Genomic DNA, 18289 nt, shown 5'->3' with positions numbered 1-18289 from the left:
GAAATCTCCCTCCGTCACCGGCGTCTTCGGCCCCATCCAGACCTCGTCAGAATTTGCAGGAAACACGCGTCAATATGACTGCACCTTGCAATTCCCACAACACCGCTTCAGCCCACGAGCCTTGCTGTATAAGCCTTGGCGGATTGTTCAGGGCCGACTATCCAGGCGCAGGACGCTCGCACTTTCACGTTCATTCTCTCCACGAACATGCGCGACCGAATCGGGAAAACACTTGATTTTCCGGGCGAGCGATTACGATTCACACCCCGTATACGCGGCCGGAGCCGGACATTGCACCCGATGCATCGACCTCGATCGTTAGTAGATGCCGTTCATTCCTGTTCCTTTCATTTGAACACGTTTCGACTTCGATCAAAGCGACGCCGCCGAATAGCCAAATATCGGTTGTTTCCCCGACGCCCGGACATCAATTGCCTGAAACAATTGTGCCTCTGAATCGCCTGCTGAATGACCTACTTCTGTCATCGAGGCTGCGCCGCACGCACTCTCCGATACGAACAACAGTCATCCAGGTATCCGAATCACTTCGGATGGTGGCAAAAAGGGACCTACTGCATGAGCAAACAACGTCAAGCGCCACGCAATGGCACCGCTAACGCGGAACGGCGCCATTTCCTTGCGCGCGCTCCGCTATTCGCCGCAGGCACGCTCGCGTTGCCCGCGGTCACTGCATATGCTGCTGGTGAGGACGCACGCAATGCACGTTACGCGATCGACAAGTCAATCTCGTCGCCGAATCAGGACTCGCGCGTACGCACGCTCGTGCTGCATTACACCGCACAATCGCTCGCGCGCTCCGTCGCGCTGCTGACAGATCCGGCGCGGCCGGTGAGCACGCACTATCTCGTGCCCGATGCGGCCGATGACGGCAAGCGCTTCGGTGTCTATGAACTCGTGCCGGAATCTGGCCGCGCGTGGCACGCCGGCGTCAGCTATTGGCAAGGCGAGCGACTGCTGAACGCGAGTTCCATCGGCATCGAGATCGTTAATATCGGATTCCCGGAAGATGATGAACATATCCCGCTGATGAAGCGGCGATGGTCTCCATATCCCAGCGCGCAGATTGTGGTGATCGGAGAACTCGCAGCCGATATCGTAGCGCGCCACCAAATACCTCCCCACCGGGTTGTCGGCCATGCGGACATCACTCCTGGGCGCAAGGTCGATCCGGGGCCGCGATTCCCGTGGAAAGTGCTGTACGAACAATACGGCGTGGGAGCATGGCCTGATGCGGAGGCCGTTGAGTACTACCGCAATCGCCGGCCATTCGACTGGAATTTCAGCGAACTACAGGCCAAGTTACTTGCGTACGGGTACGACACGCCGCAAAGCGGCATTTTCGACGCACAGACGAAGGATGTTGTCACAGCATTCCAGATGCACTTCCGCCCTACGCAATACGACGGTTTTCCTGATACCGAAACCGTCGCGATTCTCGATGCGCTCCTAGAAAAGTACTTCGGCCGCGACAACCCGCGATTGCGCGACACGATGGCGCCCGAGCCCAAATCAGGCGATCACCCCCTCGCGGGGAATTCGCAGGATGCGGGCCCGGCCGCCTAGCGCCTATCCAGCGCGCTGATGCCGCGAACGGGAAGTAGCGCATCGACGATTGCGGCGCGGACGTACCTGCTTCCGCCCGCGTTACGACACGCCACTGAGTAACAATTGTAATCATGCACTTATCCCCGTCGTATTCCGATGTAAATACCAAGCAAAACGCACACAACGTACCGAAAGTCACGTTCTCCGGTTCGTCACCGAAGCTGGATGGACAGGCGCCATCGGCACTCGACCCTCATCCACCTACACGTCAGCCGTCGGTCATGACGAACAAAGTGGACCCGCGGGGTTTCGTGGCGCCTCCAGACATGCCGACGTGGTCCGGCACCGAAGGTATGCATTTCGACTTCAACGACGGCTGCCGCGTGCTGCTGCCGGACGGTGACTGGACGGTCCGCCTGTGCGACATACACACTGATACGCCACTGTTCGACACGCAGATCGGCGCAGGCATCGTGACGAGCACGAGGAAGCACTTCGTACCGTTCCTGATCGAAATCGACTCGGGCGGCAAGCGCGTGTTCAAGCATCAGCTCGACGCGCACGGCAAGCCCGTGCTCATTCAGTTCGAAGCGGGCCGGCTCGGCGAAGCGCTCGGCTGGTTCGGCTATGCCGTGAAATTTCAACGGCAACATCGCTGCAAGCTGACGTGCTCGATGCACGCGTCGCTGATCTCGCTGCTGAAGCCCGGCTATCCGGACATCGAGTTCGTGACGCCCGACCTCGTCAAGCCCGAGTGCTACTACGCGACATACCGACTCGGGCGCTTCGTCGGCGACGAAGCGCGCGCGTACCAGCCGAGCGCACCGCAGCTCGTCGGAATGCACCGCAGCGCCGCATACATGCTAGGCGTCGATCCGCGCGAGGTGCCGCCACGCATCGAGTTGCTCGACGATAGCAGGCCCTTTGCAGGCCGCTATGTCTGCATCGCCGCGCAAAGCGCGCTGCGCTGCGCGCGCTGGGAGCGGCCTGGCGGCTGGCGGGAATTGCAACGGTTCCTGACGGCGACCGGCTACCGGATCGTCTGCGTCGACTCGCCTTCGCCGGATGTCGTCGACGAAAGCAGCGCGCTCGCGGATGTCGCGCATTGCCTGCCGCCCGACGCGCCGTGGACCGAGCGCGCGCGCTGGCTGCGCCACGCGGCCTGCCTGATCGGCGTGCCCGGCGATCTCTCGTGGCTCGCGTGGGCGGTCGGCACGCCAGTCGTGCTGATCAGCGGGTTCACGCATCCGGTCAGCGAGTTCGACACGCCGTACCGCGTGATCAACTTCCATGCATGCAATAGCTGCTGGAACGACGCGAGCGCGCGCTTCGACGATGCCGATGCGTCGTCGTGCCCGCGTCATGCGGGGACGTTGCGGCAGTTCGAATGTGCGCGGCTCGTGAGCGTCGAGCAGATCAAGCATGCGATTCGATCGATTCCTGGTATCGCCGGCTGATTCCGGCAACCGACAATCAGCCTCGCTCATTCCGTACATCCTCACCGTATGAAATATCACCGCCTTCCTCTCGCTCATTCTCGACAAGACGCCGGGCAAGCTGCATCGACTGTCCAATCTCGGCGATTCGCACGTTTGTTGTGCTCGTCCATCGCTCCGCTGGTGCTTGGATTTCCCACGGACGCATTCACCGCCGATGAAGCAGTGACTTCGCCTTTCAATCGAGACACGTCGAATGGTGCACGTGGAAATCTGCTCGATGAGATAAGGAGAGGCGTGCAGCTGAAACATGTTTCAGTCCCCGAACGAAATCCGAATGGCTCGGGCGGCTCGGCAATCGCGGAGATGATGAGGCGAGCGATGAACGCACGCTTCTCGGCATTCGAATTGTCACCGCCCCCCTCCCCATCACCCTCCACGCCATGGTCGGACGACGAGTCTTCCCCACCGACGCCGATCCCGACGCAACCGGTATCGCGCCTCGAGTCTGCGGTGATCACCCCGCATCATCCCTCGTTCCCGAGTTCGCCTCACGTTTCCGTCGAGTCGCCCTCGCCGCAACCGTCAAATGCGTCGTCTCCGCGAACGCCGCCATCTCCGCTCGCGATGTCTTCGCCATCGCGAGAATCGCCGGAGTCCGCATTCACGCACTGGCCAGATCCGCCGACACCGCTGCACGAAAGCCCGGAACGATCGCCGATTGCGTCGCCGCATGCCGCGTCGCCCGTCATGTACCCTGACCGAACGCAGCGAAGACCGTTCGCGTTGCAAAAGCCCCCGCAGGGGCCATCATGGCGTAAGAGAGCTGTGCCTGGAGCACACCCCGGTCCGCAATTGTCCGCTCAGCCGATACCGGCCCATCTCGCCGCGCCAGCTTCCGAATCCGCGAAATATGTCGCGATCAATTCCGTGTCGGCCGGCGCATCAGCAACAGGCACCAACGCGATTGCGATCGGTGCCGACGCACGAGCGCCAGGCCACGAATCGCTTGCGCACGGTCGGCGCGCGCAAGCTGGCGGCGCCCGTTCAGTCGCGATCGGCGTCGGAGCAATCGCATCCGGTCAAAACACCGTTGCGCTCGGCGCCGATTCCGTGGCGGACCGCGACGATACGGTATCCGTCGGCCAACGCGGCCGCGAACGCCAAATCGTCCACGTCGCGCCCGGCACCGAGCCCACCGACGCCGTCAACGTCACGCAACTCCGTGCGGCGATGTCGGATACGACCGCCTACACGAACCGGCGCATCGGCGACCTTCAGCAGAGCATCACCGACACCGCGCGCGACGCGTATTCCGGCGTCGCGGCCGCGACCGCGCTGACGATGATTCCAGACGTCGACCGCGACAAGACGTTGTCGATCGGCGTCGGCGGCGCAGTCTACAAGGGCCATCGCGCCGTCGCGCTCGGCGGCACCGCGCGCATCAGCGAAAACCTCAAGGTGCGGGCGGGCGTCGCGATGAGCGCGGGCGGCAATACGGTCGGCGTCGGCATGAGCTGGCAATGGTGAGCACCCTCCGGCGCGCACCGCACACATCGTCAAGGAGGCACACGACACGATGAAACTCCCAATCCGTCGTCTCAAAGCCCTCCTGGCGCTCGCGTTGTCGATTGCGAGCCTCAGCGGCTGCAATCGCGACGCCGAATCCATGCCCGCCGCGAATGTCGACGCCGGCGCGTCAGCCTCGCGAGGTTGGCCCATCTACATGGAGGAGTTCAACGAAAGCATCCGATCGATGAGCGGCGAGCACAAGACTGGCGTGTACATCAATCGCGGCTGGGGCGTCTTCAACACGGCCAAGACGGTGCCATCCACCGACTCGGCGCCCGCTCCGCCGACCGACGCAAGCGGCACTCACCTCACGCCCTTGCATGCGCATCGGTCGAATGCGCCGGCCGCCAATTCGCAGCTCCCCTGATCCGGTCGCGCCGTGACGTTCCGCCCGCGAGTAGTCGGGCCCGTCGCGGCGCGCTCTTCGCTCGCCGCTTGCGCAACGCATACCGTACAACGACTACCGCGCTCCCGTCTCGCACGATCGCCGTCCAACCGACACGCGAGCGACCGGAACGGGCTGGCGCCGGCATGCTCCGTGCATGTGCGCACGAGCACTACATCGCGTGTCGTTCCGCACACCTCGTTTCACGTCGACAACCGCATCGCCCGCGCCGCGTCGACGCTCGCGATATCGTCGAGCACCCCCTGCGCGTGCACCGAATCACGATCGCGCCGAATCAGCAGCGCGTATGCAGCCGACAGGCCGTCGAGCGCCAGCCCGGGATCCCACGCGAGCAAGTCGTGCCGGCGGATCGGATCGATCACGCCGCGCGCGAACGCTTCCGGGATCTCGTGCGCCCAATGATCGCGCACGAACTCGCACAATCGGATGCGCGCCTTCAGCCGGCATTCCGCGCTCGGTGCGCGATCGATCGCCTCCTGAATCGCATGCAGCGCGCGATCGAGCTGACCGTTTGCGGTGAGCGCACGTGCACGGTCGACGGCATCGTCGGCGCAAGTTTCGTGCGCGTCGCTCCGCGTACGATCCGGTTCCTCTGTCATCGGTGAAGACGACGGCGACGCCGCGTCCGCCGCGCCGATCGGCGCAGAAAGCCCGGCGAGCCACGCACGCGTGGCATCGTCGGCAAACGGCGTGCCGTCCGCGAATTTCAACGCGTCGAGGCCCGGCAGCCGTCCAAGCAGCGCTCGAACTGCCGTCTCCACTTCGCGTTGCGCATCAGCGCAGTCGCTGCCCGCGCGCGCGAGCGCGCACGCAGCGATCCGTTGCAAATCCAGCCAGAGCGGAAACGCCTGGGCGTGCTCTTCGGCGAAGCGAATTGCATCCGCGGGCTCGCCGTGCACGTCGATGCCTTTCGCCACGTCGACGATCTGCGCATTCGGCGCTGGGATCCGCGTCCGCCCGCCGTCCACTTCCGTATCCGGCAATGCGCGCACTTTCGACCAGCAGGCGAAGCGGCGCAGGCGGAAGCTGCGCGCGTCGGTCCAATCGGCTTGCGCGAACGCCATCGCGATGCGATGCAAATGCGCAAGCACATCGTCGAGCGCGCGCTCGCGGCCAGTCGCGTCGTTGAGCAACACCGGTTGCCTGGCGGCGTCCACGTTCGCGCGCCTCCCCGTGCGACCGGCCAACTCTGCCGATACATGCTCGGCAGAGGCATCCGCGATGTTCGCGGACGCTTCGTCCATCGCATCGAGCACGTTCGCTGCATCCGTTTCATCCGGATCGACAGGCAGCCGGTCCGCGAACGCGGTCACCGCGCGCATCGTCGGCGCATCGTCGTCGCGCTCGGCCAGCAGCGCGTCGATCCGCCGCGCGGCTGCACGCAATTGATCGATCAATTCGGTAGGGCAAGCACCGCCGCATGCGACGGTCCCCGCGTCCCGCATCGCGTCGAGGCGATCGAGCAGCCACTGCAGCGCCCCTCGCCTCGCCCGCATCCGTGACAAGGGCGGCGACATCGCATCCCAATGGCGTTCGATGAGATCGCCGACCACCTCGAGGCCGCAGCGCAGCCCGGCTGCGCCGCCGATCTGCAGCAGCGCTCCGGCCAGATAGCAGCCGACGAGCAAATCCTTGCCTCTGTCGCGAAGCAGTTCCGTCGCGACGTTCGCCACCGAGCTCCAGTCAACCCGCCCGCCCGCGCCCGGCGATGCGAGCCTCGCGACCTCCGTCTGCAGCGCGTCGAAGCGCGCGTCGTTGCGCACGTCGCCCCCCGTGGGCGCGTCCGGATCGACGTCCGTGCGCCCCAGCACTAAGAGCGCTTCGAAATCCACGTTCATACACGCGCCCGATGACGCACTCCCGAGCTGACGCCGTGCGCTCACGCCCATACCGTCTCCACGTCCTTTGCTGCGAAGTAGTACCCGACGCCGCGTTCGGTCTGAATCAGTTCGGGACGCTTCGGATCCTTCTCGATCTTTTTGCGCAACCGCCAAATCTGCACGTCGACCGCGCGATCGAACACGTCGTCGAATGCGCGAGTGCATTCGAGCAATTGCGCACGCGTGACGATGCGCGACGGCGAACCGAGAAAGAACGCAAGCAGATTGAATTCGCCGACCGTCAGCGGGACTTCGCGCGCGTCGCATGTCGATAGGCGACGCGTATTCATGTTCAGTGTCCAGCCGTCGAAACGGTATGCGCGCGGATGCCTGCCGCGCCGCACGGGGGCCGTCGACGGCTCGGCTCTACGCCACAGCGCACGCATCCGTGCAAGCACCTCGCGCAGTGAGTACGGCTTCACGACGTAGTCATCCGCGCCGAATTCTAGGCCTATGATGCGATCCGCCTCTTCGTTTCGGCCCGTCACGCAGATGAGCGGGAAGCGCTGCGAATCGCGCCAGCTCAACAGCACGTCGATGCCATCTCCGTCCGGCAGGCCGAGATCGAGCAGCACCATTTCGTATTCGCGCCGACCAACCGATTCGACGGCCGCCGCAGCCGTTCCTACGCCGTCCACGGACATACCGTGGCCCGACAAATAATTGCAAAGCACACGCCGCAACGGCTCGTCGTCCTCGACGACGAGCACCGCTGGCAATTTTGTCGTATTCATCGTTCCATCTCCTGTGCTGCGTCGCACGCGCCGATGTCGGTTTCGCCAGACGCACCTGTCCAGCGCGCCGCCGGCAACGTGAGTCGGAAGCGGCTACCCGCGCCGCGCTCAGTCGCGACGGCGATTTGTCCGCGATGCGCGATCGCTGCCCCCGCGACGATCGCGAGGCCGAGCCCCGTGCCCGGTGCGCCGCGCCGGTTCGAATAGAACGGCTCGAAAATGCGGTCGAGCGGTTCGACGTCGATACCGTCGCCGTCGTCGCTCACCTCGATCCATACGCCGTTCGACATCGACGGCTCGCCGATCGCGACATCGAATTCGTCTGGGGCCAGCGCGTGGCAATCGCTCGCGCCGATGCGCACGACGACCGTCCCACGCGCCGCGCGCACCGCATTACCGACGAGATTGAGGACCGCGCGCGCGATCTGACTGCGATCGGCAAATACGATGTGTCGCGCTTCACCACACAGGGCATCATCACACCTCGCGTCGCCGCATGCGTCATCGCCACACCGAACGATCTCGACGCCGCGCACGGCTGCCGCACGAGCCGAGCCAAGCGCCTCGTCAACGACCTCATCGACACTCACCCTCGTCAACACGGGTTCGCCGCGGCGCGCGGCAAGCTGGATCTGCGTCGTCAGATCGCGGCCACGTTCGACCACGCGATGAATTTCGTCTATCGATTCGTCCGCACCCACGCCAGCCGCGAGCCGATCGGAAGCGTATTCGGCATAGCAGTTGATCGTCGTCAGCACGTTATTGAAGTCGTGAACGATTCCGCCCGCGAAAAAACCGAGCGACTCGAAGCGGCGCGACCGCTCGATCTGCCTCGCGAGCCGTCTGCGCTCGCCGGTCGCGATCGCGATGCACATCGACAGGATCGCGACGCCGATCAGATCGACCTGTAGCGCCCATACGCCACGGCCATCGTAATGAAATGCATACGGGCCGCGACCACCAAGCGTCATCGCGATGAGGCTGATCGCCGCGCCCGCATTGAGCTGAGACGCGAGCACGAGCCCGCCTTCGAGCGCCGCCCAGCACAACGACAGCGCGAGCAACGCGCGCGCGACTTCGCCCTGGTCGCTCCAAATCGACGCGAAGCATAGCGAACCGAAAGCCGCGAGCGCGGGCAGCCAGTTGCGGTGCTGCGCCCATATCGTAAGGCAAGCGCGCGCTTGCCACGTGATGAGTGCGGGCAACAACGTGAGCAGTGCGAGCGCGTTTGCTGCATAGGCGCGCGACCATTCGTTCAACCACTCGCGATCGTTCATCCACATGGACAGAACCGCCGCGGCGAACGTCGCGTGCATTGCCGCCGCGCCAACCGGCAACAACAGCACGAACATCGCGAAGCCGCGCAGCGTATTCACGCCGCCGTCCGGCATCACGTAGCGCCGCACAAGCCACGCACCCACCACAGCCTCGACGACGTTGACGGCCGCGAACAGCGCGTCGACGCACCACGGCACCCAGTCGAGCGAGCCCGCGATCAGCAGCGTGACATACAGCGAAGCTGCGCCCAGCCATCGCGTCAGCGGTCGACGGCAATGCAACAGCAGCGCGATGCCCAGCACCGGCGCGGGCCACACGACGGCCGACAGCGCGTGATTGAGCGATGTGCACGCACCAGGCCGCGACAGCAGATGATTCGCGTAGAACAGCAACAATAACAGCGCCGCCGCATTCAGCGCACCGCCCTGCGTGAACGCGCGATCGGCGCGCCGCAAAGGCTGCGTGATGCGTGCGGGCCGGGCCTGTCGCGAAAGGCTGGCATCGATGAAATTTCCGTGCATAGGTCAGTCAGAAGTGGGCGAATACTAAATCGTCTTCGTTTCGGATATCAACCTATCTTAACGATGCAGCGCACGATTCCTTTCATCCGCAACGAAAGCGGCACGAGGCAACCAAAAATTGGAACCCCGCGACTAACGCCGGTTCCATCTTTCCTTCGATACTTGTCTCACTGATGTCATTTCTGAGCCTTTTCTGAGCGTTTCATGCGAAACGCCGAACGCATCCGTAACCCATACTCAGCCGTCGCTCGCGAGCGACAACGAAGAGGAGAACCCAACGTGACAACGAACGGATCCGTCGCACCGAAAGAGCGGGTCAACATCGTCTATCGCCCCGCGATCGGCAATGCAAAAGCGGAAGTCGAACTGCCGCTCAAGGTGCTTGTGCTCGGTGAATTCTCGACGGCTGACAACAAACCGCCGCTCGAGGAGCTTACCCCCGTCAACATCGACAAGGGCGACTTCAACAACGTGATGAAGGCGCAGAATCTACGACTCGCGATAGGCGTGCCGAACCTGCTCGACGATCAGGCTAGCGAAGACGATCATCTGCCCGTCACGCTCGGCTTCGATTCGATCGACGATTTCTCGCCCGACGCGATCGTCGAGAAGGTGCCCGAACTTAAACAGCTCATCGCACTACGCGACGCGTTGAAAGCGCTGAAAGGTCCACTCGGCAACATTCCGGGCTTTCGCAAGCGCATCCACGAGATCGTGACCGACAAGGCAGCGCGCAAGCAGTTGCTCGCCGAGCTCGGCCTCGACAACCAATGAACCGCGACGCAAAAGACATGATCATGGAAGGCGAACACTTGCAAACCCAGAAGGTCGCCGATGTGTCGGACGCGGCGAGTCCCGACGCCGCGACATCCGGCACACCCGCATCCCTGCTCGACGAACTGATCGAGGCCGCGCGCGTGAAGCGCGACGAGGACGCGTATTCGGTAACGCGTCACGGCATTCAGGCATTCATTGCACACTTGGCAACGCCCAAGCGCCCGATCGACACCGTGAGCCAGACGACTGTCGACGACATGATTGCCGAGATCGATCGCAAGCTGTGCCAGCAGGTAGACGCGATCCTGCATCATCCGAATTTTCAGCAACTCGAATCGACGTGGCGCTCGCTGAAATTCCTCGTCGAGCGCACAGATTTCCGCGAGAACATCAAGATTCAGTTCCTCGACGTCGCTAAGACCACGCTTCTCGACGATTTCGACGATTCGCCCGACATCACGAAATCCAGTCTATACCAGAAGGTTTACACGGCCGAGTACGGCCAGTTCGGCGGCCAGCCGATCGGCGCGATCGTCGCGAACTACACGTTTGGACCCGGCGCGCAAGACGTCAAGCTCCTGCAATTCGTCGCAAGCACGTCGGCGATGGCGCATACGCCGTTCATCGCGGCGGCGGAACCCGCGTTCTTCGGCATTGATTCGTTTGGCAAGCTGCCGAACGTGAAGGATCTGTCGTCGCTCTTCGAGGGGCCGCAATTCACGAAATGGAACGCGTTTCGCGAGAGCGAGGATGCTCGCTACGTCGGCCTCACGCTGCCGCGCTTCCTGCTGCGGCTGCCCTACGGTGCGAACACGACGCCCGTCAAGCGCTTCAACTACGACGAGCGCGTCGACGGCGGCGATACAGACTTCCTATGGGGCAACGCCGCGTTCGCGTTCGCGACACGGCTCACCGCGAGCTTCGCCGACTATCGCTGGTGCGCGAACGTGATCGGCCCGAAAGGCGGCGGCACGGTCGCCGATCTGCCGCTCTATGCATACGAGGCCATGGGCGAGATCCAGAACAAGATCCCGACCGACGTGCTGATTTCCGAGCGCCGCGAGTTCGAGCTCGCTGAGCAGGGCTTCATCGCACTCACGATGCGCAAGCACAGCGACAACGCCGCGTTCTTCTCCGCCAATTCGACGCAGAAGCCGAAATTCTTCGGCATTAGTAAGGAAGGCAAGGATGCCGAACTGAATTACCGGCTCGGCACCCAGCTTCCGTACATCTTCGTCGTCAACCGGCTCGCCCATTACATCAAGGTCATTCAGCGCGAGAACATCGGCACGTGGAAGGAGCGCGGCGATCTCGAGCAGGAGCTCAACCAGTGGATTCGCCAGTACGTCGCGGACATGGACAACCCCACCGAGGGCGTGCGTAGCCGCCGGCCGCTGCGCCAGGCGGAGATCTTCGTGTCGGACGTCGAGGGCGAGCCGGGCTGGTACCGCGTCGACATGAAGGTGCGGCCGCATTTCAAGTACATGGGCGCGTCGTTCACGCTGTCGCTCGTCGGCAAGCTCGAAAAGCGCTGACGGTGCGCGGCCGCCGGCGCACCGCACCGAATGTTTCATCCGAGATGTTCGAGCACTGCACCGAAACGGAAATCCATTCCGCGCCGCCAATAATCGTTTCACGTCAGCGGCCCCGCATAGGGCCGCGACGTTCGTCAATCCGGTGCGCCGCGCGGCGCGCCGCTACACCAGGAGGAATTCGCCATGCCGATGCCGTGCTATCTCACGCTCGAAGGGCAAACCCAGGGAAACATCGAGGGTTCCGTCGACATCCAGGGGCACGAGGGCAAGATTCTCATCCAGGCCGTCGAGCACACGATCGAGATCCCCAAAAGCCCGCAAACGGGTCTGCCGACGGGCAAGCGCATCCACGGACCGATGACGCTGACGAAGGAAATCGACAAGTCGTCGCCGAAGCTGTCGCAGGCGCTCGCGTCCGGTGAGCAGATGAAATCGGTCGCGCTCGAGTTCTACCGGATTCTGAAGGAGGGCAAAGAAGAGCACTACTACACGGTCAAGCTCGAGAATGCGATCCTGACGAGCATCCGCTCGTGGACGCCGAACTGCCTCGTGCTCGACAACAAGCAGCTCGGCCACATGGAAGACGTGTCGTTCACATACGAGAAGATCACATGGACCTACGTGCCGGACGGCATCGAGGCCGAGGACTCATGGCGCGCGCCGAAGGTATGACCGCTCGCACGCCTGCCCGCCCCCCGGCGGGCGAGCTCCGCCTGCTCGAGCGGATCACGGCCTGGGAAGCGGGTGGCGAGCACAGCTGCATCCCGCGCGCGGACGTGCTCGCGCGCTCGGTCATCGATCATCTGCGCCGCATCTTGAACACGCGGCAGGGCCACGTGCCGATCGATCCGGCCTTCGGCGTGCCGGACTTCACGAATCTCGCGGGCGGTTTTGCGCAAGGGTCCGCCCGCGAGATTGAAACGCAGATCGAACGCGTGATCAAGTGCTACGAACCTCGACTGAGATCGCCGCGCGTCGTGCTCGCCGAGCGTCCGCTCGATGCGGCGACGCTGCACTTCAGTCTCGACGCGCTGCTCGTGCTCGACACACATGAAGTGTCGGCACGCTTTCTGACAACCATCAGCGGCAACGGAAAGATCGATATTCAAACGACTTCCTGAATGCACGCGATTTCGCCGCGAGTCCATCATGACCACCACGCTGAATCGCTATTTCGAGGACGAGCTGCTCCGTCTGCGCGAACTCGCCTCCGAATTCGGCCGCGCACACCCGCTGCTCGCGCCAATGCTCGGCGCGCCGTCGGGCGACCCTGACGTTGAGCGGCTGCTCGAAGGCGTCGCGTTCCTGACGGGGCTCGCCCGGCAAAAGCTCGACGACGGCCTTCCGGAGCTCGTCCAGGGACTCGCGAACCTGCTGTTTCCGCACTCACTACGCCCGGTTCCGGCGGCAACACTGATCGCTTTCGAGCCGCGCGGCGCGCTGCGCGAGCGCGCGATCGTCGGGGCCGGCACCGAGATCGAATCGATGCCCGTCGACGGCACGGCCTGCCGGTTCCGCACGTGCGTCGACCTCGACATCGAGCCGATTGCACTCGCCGACTGCCGTTTCGTTCCGTCCGCGGGCGACGCACCCGCCCTGCGCCTCGACTTCGAGATGCTCGGCATCGACGCAAGCGAATGGGACGCGACGCGCATCCGCCTGTTCGTCGGTGGCGAGCGGCTGCACGCGAGTCGGCTGTTCACGCTGCTGATGCGAAACGTCGCATCGGTCGACATCACGTGCGGCCCTCCGGATCGACCTGGCCCGCGCATCGCACTCGGCGGCGGCACATTGCGGCCGGCGGGCTTCGACGACGCGCTGCTGCCCTGCCCCGACCGCGCGTTTCCGGGCTTCCGGCTGCTGCACGAATACTTCGCGTTCGCCGAGAAATTCCTGTTCGTCGAACTGACCGGCCTCGAGCGCTGGCGCGCCGCCCGCTCAGGCACGCAGTTCAGCGTGTGGCTCGCGCTCGACTGCGCGCCCGACTGGTTGTCGGGCGTCGATCGCGACAGCTTCCGGCTGAACGTCGCTGCCGCGCTGAACCTGTTTCCGCACGAGGCGGTGCCGATCCAGCACGAGCATCGTGCGACCGACTACCGGCTGCAGCCCGAAGGGGACGCACGCGGCCACTGCCGGATCTTTTCCGTCGATCGCGTGGTTGGCTATCGTCCGGGCCATCCGTGCGATCGGCATTACGTACCGTTCGGCGTCGTGGGCGACGCCGCAAGCTATCGGCTGATTCGCCGCACGGCGCTCGACGGGCGCAGACACAACGTCCATCTCGCGCTCGCCTATCCACCCGGCGAGGCACTCGCGACCGAGACACTGTCGGTCGACCTGTCGTGCACGAACGGCACGCTGCCCGCGAGCCTGAAGATTGGCGACGTGTGCCGCCCGACTGACAGTTCGCCCGAATGTTTCGCGTTCACCAACATCACGCCCGTGAGCCCGTCGATCGACCCGCCGCTCGGCGAGCCTCTTCTTTGGCGGACGATCGGTCTTCTCGCGCTGAATTTCCTGTCGCTTGGAAGCACCGACAGCCTGAAGCAGATGCTCGCGCTCCACGCGTTCGCCGAGTACCGCGAGGACGCGCGCGCGCAAGGCGATCGCCGCCGCATCGACGGGATCGAGTCAGTCGACGTACAGGCTGAGACGCGGATTGTCGGTGAGCGGATGCTAAGCGGCCAGCGCGTCGCGCTGCGCTGCCGCTCGGACGCGTTCGGCGGCACCGGAGAGCTGTATCTGTTCGGCTGCGTGCTCGAGCGCTTTCTGTCCGACTACGCGGCGATCAACACATACATGCGCGTCGAGATCGACGCGTCGCCCGACGGCGAGCGTTTCGCTTGGCCGCCGAGGATGGGAACGCAATGCCTGCTCTAGAACCTGTCCTGCTCGGCGAGGCGAAGCACTTCGCGTATTTCCAGGCGATCCGGCTGCTGCGTCGCATTGTCCGCGAACGGCGCGGCGACGCCATAGGTGGACCCGCCGCGCCGATGCCAATCCATACGCGGCCGAATCTCGCGCTGTCGTTTCCGGACACCGACGTCGAGCGCATCGACAAGGCTGAAGACGGCGGCTACCGGGTCATCGCGAACTTCTTCGGGCTGTACGGCGTATCGTCGCCACTGCCGACGTTCTATACCGAAGACCTGATTGACGAAGCGTCCAAAGGCCGCCACGCGGCGCGAAGCTTCCTCGACGTGCTGCATCGCGTGCTCTATCCGCTGCTGTTCGACGCATGGCTCAAGTACCGGCTGTCGCTGCGGATCGTCGAGGATCACGACGCGGCCGCGCTGCGTCCGCTCTATGCGCTCGCGGGCGTTGACGTGCGCACCGCGCGCGACGCGGGCCTGCACGAGCACGCGCTGCTGCGACACGTCGGGTTGCTGAGCCAGCGGCCGCGTTCGGCGGCCGGATTACGCGCGCTGCTCGCCGACGTGCTCGCGCCCTCGACGGTCGACATCGAGCAGTGTGTGCCGCAATGGCTGCCGATTCCCGTTGATCAGCGCACTCGCGTCGGCGCGAACGCGCATCGGCTCGGCGTCGATGCGCGCGTTGGCGAGCGAATGCGCGACGACGGCGGGCGGCTGCGCATCGTGCTCGGCGATGTGCCGGGCCCGCTGTTTCGCGAGCTAATGCCGGGCGGCGACGCGTTTCGCCGGCTCCGGTTCCTCGCTCGCCTCTATTTGACGCTACCGTTCGTCGTCGACGTCGAGGTACGCGTGCGTACGCGCGACGCGGGCCCCGCGCGCTGCGGCGGCGACGCATGGTCGCGCGTCGGACTCGACGCGTGGCTGGGCGGCCCTTCTGCCAAACACGCGACGTCGCCTGAATTCCGTCTTCCGACTTCCCCCTTTGATCAAGCGAGACCCCATCATGCTGGTTGACCTGAAGCCGTTGATCGAACAGCTCAACCCCTATTGCCGAACGTCGCTCGAAAACGCGATCGGCGCATGCGTCGCGCGCCGGCACGACGACGTCACCGTCGAGCACTTGCTCGCGCGGCTGTGCGACGAACCGTCGGCTGACGTCGCGCTGCTGCTGCGCGCGATCGGGGTCGACGCGGCGTGCCTGCGCCGGCAAGCCGACGCGGCGCTCGACGCACGGCAGGCGGGCGACGGCGGCCGCCCCGCGTTCGCGCCGTCGCTGCTCGCGCTGCTGCAAGACGCATGGCTGATCGCGTCGCTCGAGCTCGGCGAAACGCGAATCCGCTCGGCGGCGGTGCTTGCCGCCGCGGTCGCGCGCGCCGCGCGGCAGCCATCGCCCGGCTGCGACGACGTGTTGCAGTCGCTACGCAAGGACGCGCTTCTCGCGCACTTCACTGACACGTGCGCGCAATCGGTCGAATCGACACAAACGCGCGCGCGCGACGGCGCGCCGGGCGGTGCGCACGATGGGTCGAGCGCGATCGCCCGCTATTGCGAGGACTTCACCGCGAAGGCCCGCGCCGGCGGGATCGATCCCGTGTTCGGCCGTGACGCCGAAATCCGTCAGATCGTCGACATCCTCGCGCGGCGGCGCAAGAACAATCCAGTGTGCGTCGGCGAGCCGGGCGTCGGCAAGACGGCCGTCGTCGAGGGGCTCGCGCTGCGGATCGCCGAAGGCGACGTGCCGGCGACGCTGCGGCACGCGACGCTGCTCGGTCTCGATCTCGGGCTGCTTCAGGCGGGCGCGAGCGTCAAGGGCGAATTCGAGCAGCGGCTCAAGCGCGTGATCGCCGAAATTCGCGCGTCGCAAACGCCCGTTGTGCTATTCGTCGACGAGGCGCACACGCTGGTCGGCGCAGGCGGCCCGGCGGGCACATCCGATGCGGCGAGCCTGCTGAAGCCCGCGCTCGCGCGGGGCGAGCTGCGCACGATCGCGGCGACGACGTGGAGCGAATACAAGAAGTATTTCGAAAAGGATGCGGCGCTCGCCCGACGCTTTCAGCCAGTGAAGCTCGACAGCCCCGATGTCGCGACGTCGGTGATGATTCTGCGCGGCCTGAAGGACCGCTATCAGGACGCGCACGGCGTGACGATCCGCGACGACGCGCTCGTCGCGGCAGCCGAGCTGTCGGATCGCTACATCACGGGCCGGCAGTTGCCGGACAAGGCGATCGACCTGCTCGACACGGCCTGCGCACGCGTGAAAGTTCGCCTGCAGACGAAGCCCGCCGCGCTTGAGGACGCGGAGCGCGCGATCCAGGCGCTCGAGCGCGAGCGTCGCGCGCTGCGACAGGACCTCGCCGATCGTTGCGAGCCGGACACGCCGCGCGTCGCCGACATCGCGGACGAGCTCGTCGCGCAGTCCACGCGCGCCGACGCGTTACGGGACGCATGGGCGGCACAACGCGACGCGGCGCAAGCGCTCGTCGACGCGCGCCGCGCATGCTGTGCGATCGCGGATACCGCAGCGCATGCACGAACCGATTCGGATGTGCGCGCCGCTTCGAACGCCCAGGCCGATTCGAATTCGCATGCCGACGCGCGCGACCGCGCGAAGCGCGCGCTCGCCGACGCGACCCATCGCTTCAAGCACGCGCAGCGCGACGCCCAGCTCGTGCGGATCGACGTCGATCCGGACGCGATCGCCGACGTCGTGGCTGACTGGACCGGCATCGCGGCCGGCAAGCTGCGCCGCGACCGTGCGAACGTGATGCTGCGACTCGCCGACACGCTCAAGCGCCGCATCCGCGGCCAGGATCACGCGATCGAGCAGATCGCGGAAGCCGTCAAGACAAGCGCGGCCGGCGTGCATGATCCGCGTCGACCGCTCGGCGTGTTCCTGCTCGCGGGGCCGTCGGGCGTCGGCAAAACCGAAACCGCGATCGCCGTCGCCGACGCGCTGTTCGGCGACGAGCGCTCGATCGTCGTCGTCAACATGAGCGAGTTTCAGGAGCGGCACGAAGTCAGCCGTTTGATCGGCTCACCACCCGGCTACGTCGGCTACGGCGAAGGCGGGATGCTGACCGAGGCGGTGCGCCAGCGGCCCTATTCGGTCGTGCTGCTCGACGAAGTCGAGAAAGCCCACCCGGATGTGTTGAATCTGTTCTACCAGGTCTTCGATAAGGGCTCGCTGTCCGACGGCGAAGGCAAGGAAGTCGACTTTGCGAACACGGTGATCTTCCTGACGTCGAATCTCGGCGCGGGTGCAATCGCCAATCTAGTCGCGGACGGCGGCCGGCCAGACGCGGACGCGATGCGCGCGGCGATCCGGCCGACTCTGTCGCACCATTTCAAGCCCGCGCTGCTCGCGCGGATGGCCGTGATTCCGTATGCGACGCTCGCGCCCGACACGCTCGTGGACATCGCGCGGCTGAAGTTCGAACGCATTACGGCGCGCGTCGCTGCGCAGCATGGAACGCGCGTCGTCTGTGACGACGCCGTCGTCGCGCACGTCGCTGCGCACTGTACCGAAGTCGAATCGGGCGCGCGCAACGTCGACTTCGTCCTGCAACGTCACGTGCTGCCTGCGCTCGCGCAGCACATTCTCGTGCGCGCGTGCGATGCGACGCCTACATCCGCGATCCGCGTCGCGGTCGACGCCGACGGCTGCTTCGCTGTCTCGACCGACGAGCCGGCCACGTCCAACGCGTCCTGACG

General features: G+C 65.0%; 14 protein-coding genes. 11 read left to right on the top strand and 3 right to left on the bottom strand.

Annotated features, from left to right (window positions below):
• Positions 1 to 576: 576 nt before the first annotated feature.
• The 4 genes from WS91_RS00150 to WS91_RS00135 all read left to right on the top strand — a co-directional run bounded on the left by WS91_RS00150 (position 577) and on the right by WS91_RS00135 (position 4941).
• Positions 577 to 1584: an N-acetylmuramoyl-L-alanine amidase gene (locus tag WS91_RS00150; protein WP_059574913.1), complete on the top strand. Its 1008-nt coding sequence runs from the start codon at positions 577 to 579 to the stop codon at positions 1582 to 1584.
• Between the two features lie 263 nt (positions 1585 to 1847).
• The gene (locus WS91_RS00145; RefSeq protein ID WP_082717446.1) at positions 1848 to 3023 is read left to right on the top strand and encodes an autotransporter strand-loop-strand O-heptosyltransferase; all 1176 of its coding nucleotides are present in this window, start codon (positions 1848 to 1850) and stop codon (positions 3021 to 3023) included.
• Between the two features lie 138 nt (positions 3024 to 3161).
• Positions 3162 to 4532, top strand: a complete 1371-nt coding sequence (locus tag WS91_RS37725) for a YadA-like family protein (RefSeq protein ID WP_082758046.1) — start codon at positions 3162 to 3164, stop codon at positions 4530 to 4532.
• A 49-nt stretch (positions 4533 to 4581) separates the two neighbouring features.
• Entirely contained in the window at positions 4582 to 4941 is a 360-nt protein-coding gene (locus WS91_RS00135; RefSeq protein ID WP_059574904.1) for a hypothetical protein, read from the top strand.
• 221 nt (positions 4942 to 5162) lie between these two features.
• Here the strand turns inward: WS91_RS00135 and tssA are convergent, their stop codons facing one another.
• Genes tssA through WS91_RS00120 form a run of 3 tightly spaced genes read right to left on the bottom strand, consistent with a single transcriptional unit; the run spans position 5163 to position 9393 of the window.
• Positions 5163 to 6869, bottom strand: a complete 1707-nt coding sequence (gene tssA / locus WS91_RS00130) for a type VI secretion system protein TssA (RefSeq protein ID WP_059574903.1) — start codon at positions 6867 to 6869, stop codon at positions 5163 to 5165.
• A complete protein-coding gene (locus WS91_RS00125) occupies positions 6860 to 7594 on the bottom strand; it encodes a response regulator transcription factor (RefSeq protein WP_059669540.1) in 735 nt (244 codons plus the stop codon). The genes tssA and WS91_RS00125 overlap by 10 nt, the downstream gene beginning before the upstream one ends.
• Positions 7591 to 9393: an ATP-binding protein gene (locus WS91_RS00120; RefSeq protein WP_059669539.1), complete on the bottom strand. Its 1803-nt coding sequence runs from the start codon at positions 9391 to 9393 to the stop codon at positions 7591 to 7593. The genes WS91_RS00125 and WS91_RS00120 overlap by 4 nt, the downstream gene beginning before the upstream one ends.
• 279 nt (positions 9394 to 9672) lie before the next feature.
• Between WS91_RS00120 and tssB the strand changes: the two genes are divergently transcribed.
• The 7 genes from tssB (at position 9673) to tssH (ending at position 18287) form a co-directional block, all read left to right on the top strand.
• Positions 9673 to 10167: a type VI secretion system contractile sheath small subunit gene (gene tssB, locus WS91_RS00115; protein ID WP_059669538.1), complete on the top strand. Its 495-nt coding sequence runs from the start codon at positions 9673 to 9675 to the stop codon at positions 10165 to 10167.
• Between the two features lie 23 nt (positions 10168 to 10190).
• On the top strand, positions 10191 to 11705 hold the full coding sequence (gene tssC / locus WS91_RS00110; protein ID WP_082758047.1) for a type VI secretion system contractile sheath large subunit: 1515 nt from the start codon (positions 10191 to 10193) through the stop codon (positions 11703 to 11705).
• Positions 11706 to 11888: 183 nt separating this feature from the next.
• A complete protein-coding gene (locus WS91_RS00105; RefSeq protein ID WP_059574893.1) occupies positions 11889 to 12377 on the top strand; it encodes an Hcp family type VI secretion system effector in 489 nt (162 codons plus the stop codon).
• On the top strand, positions 12356 to 12826 hold the full coding sequence (gene tssE, locus WS91_RS00100) for a type VI secretion system baseplate subunit TssE (RefSeq protein ID WP_059574891.1): 471 nt from the start codon (positions 12356 to 12358) through the stop codon (positions 12824 to 12826). Before WS91_RS00105 ends, tssE begins: the two co-directional genes overlap by 22 nt.
• Positions 12827 to 12851: 25 nt before the next feature.
• Positions 12852 to 14585, top strand: coding sequence for a type VI secretion system baseplate subunit TssF (gene tssF, locus WS91_RS00095; protein WP_059574889.1), 1734 nt, complete (start codon positions 12852 to 12854; stop codon positions 14583 to 14585).
• Positions 14573 to 15592, top strand: a complete 1020-nt coding sequence (gene tssG, locus WS91_RS00090; protein ID WP_059669537.1) for a type VI secretion system baseplate subunit TssG — start codon at positions 14573 to 14575, stop codon at positions 15590 to 15592. Before tssF ends, tssG begins: the two co-directional genes overlap by 13 nt.
• Entirely contained in the window at positions 15579 to 18287 is a 2709-nt protein-coding gene (gene tssH / locus WS91_RS00085; protein WP_059669543.1) for a type VI secretion system ATPase TssH, read from the top strand. Before tssG ends, tssH begins: the two co-directional genes overlap by 14 nt.
• Positions 18288 to 18289: the final 2 nt, after the last annotated feature.

The organism is Burkholderia sp. MSMB1498 (genome assembly GCF_001526245.1).
Lineage (GTDB): Bacteria > Pseudomonadota > Gammaproteobacteria > Burkholderiales > Burkholderiaceae > Burkholderia > Burkholderia savannae.
This window is presented reverse-complemented; position numbering and strand designations above follow the sequence as displayed.

Excerpts from the sequence above, each read along its gene's own strand:
- WS91_RS00105 (WP_059574893.1), top strand. The coding sequence starts at position 11,889 with ATGCCGATGCCGTGCTATCTCACGCTCGAAGGGCAAACCCAGGGAAAC.
- WS91_RS00145 (WP_082717446.1), top strand. The coding sequence starts at position 1,848 with ATGACGAACAAAGTGGACCCGCGGGGTTTCGTGGCGCCTCCAGACATG.
- WS91_RS00150 (WP_059574913.1), top strand. The coding sequence starts at position 577 with ATGAGCAAACAACGTCAAGCGCCACGCAATGGCACCGCTAACGCGGAA.
- tssA (WP_059574903.1), bottom strand. The coding sequence starts at position 6,869 with ATGGGCGTGAGCGCACGGCGTCAGCTCGGGAGTGCGTCATCGGGCGCG.
- tssG (WP_059669537.1), top strand. The coding sequence starts at position 14,573 with ATGCCTGCTCTAGAACCTGTCCTGCTCGGCGAGGCGAAGCACTTCGCG.
- tssC (WP_082758047.1), top strand. The coding sequence starts at position 10,191 with ATGGAAGGCGAACACTTGCAAACCCAGAAGGTCGCCGATGTGTCGGAC.
- tssE (WP_059574891.1), top strand. The coding sequence starts at position 12,356 with ATGGCGCGCGCCGAAGGTATGACCGCTCGCACGCCTGCCCGCCCCCCG.
- WS91_RS00120 (WP_059669539.1), bottom strand. The coding sequence starts at position 9,393 with ATGCACGGAAATTTCATCGATGCCAGCCTTTCGCGACAGGCCCGGCCC.
- WS91_RS00135 (WP_059574904.1), top strand. The coding sequence starts at position 4,582 with ATGAAACTCCCAATCCGTCGTCTCAAAGCCCTCCTGGCGCTCGCGTTG.
- WS91_RS00125 (WP_059669540.1), bottom strand. The coding sequence starts at position 7,594 with ATGAATACGACAAAATTGCCAGCGGTGCTCGTCGTCGAGGACGACGAG.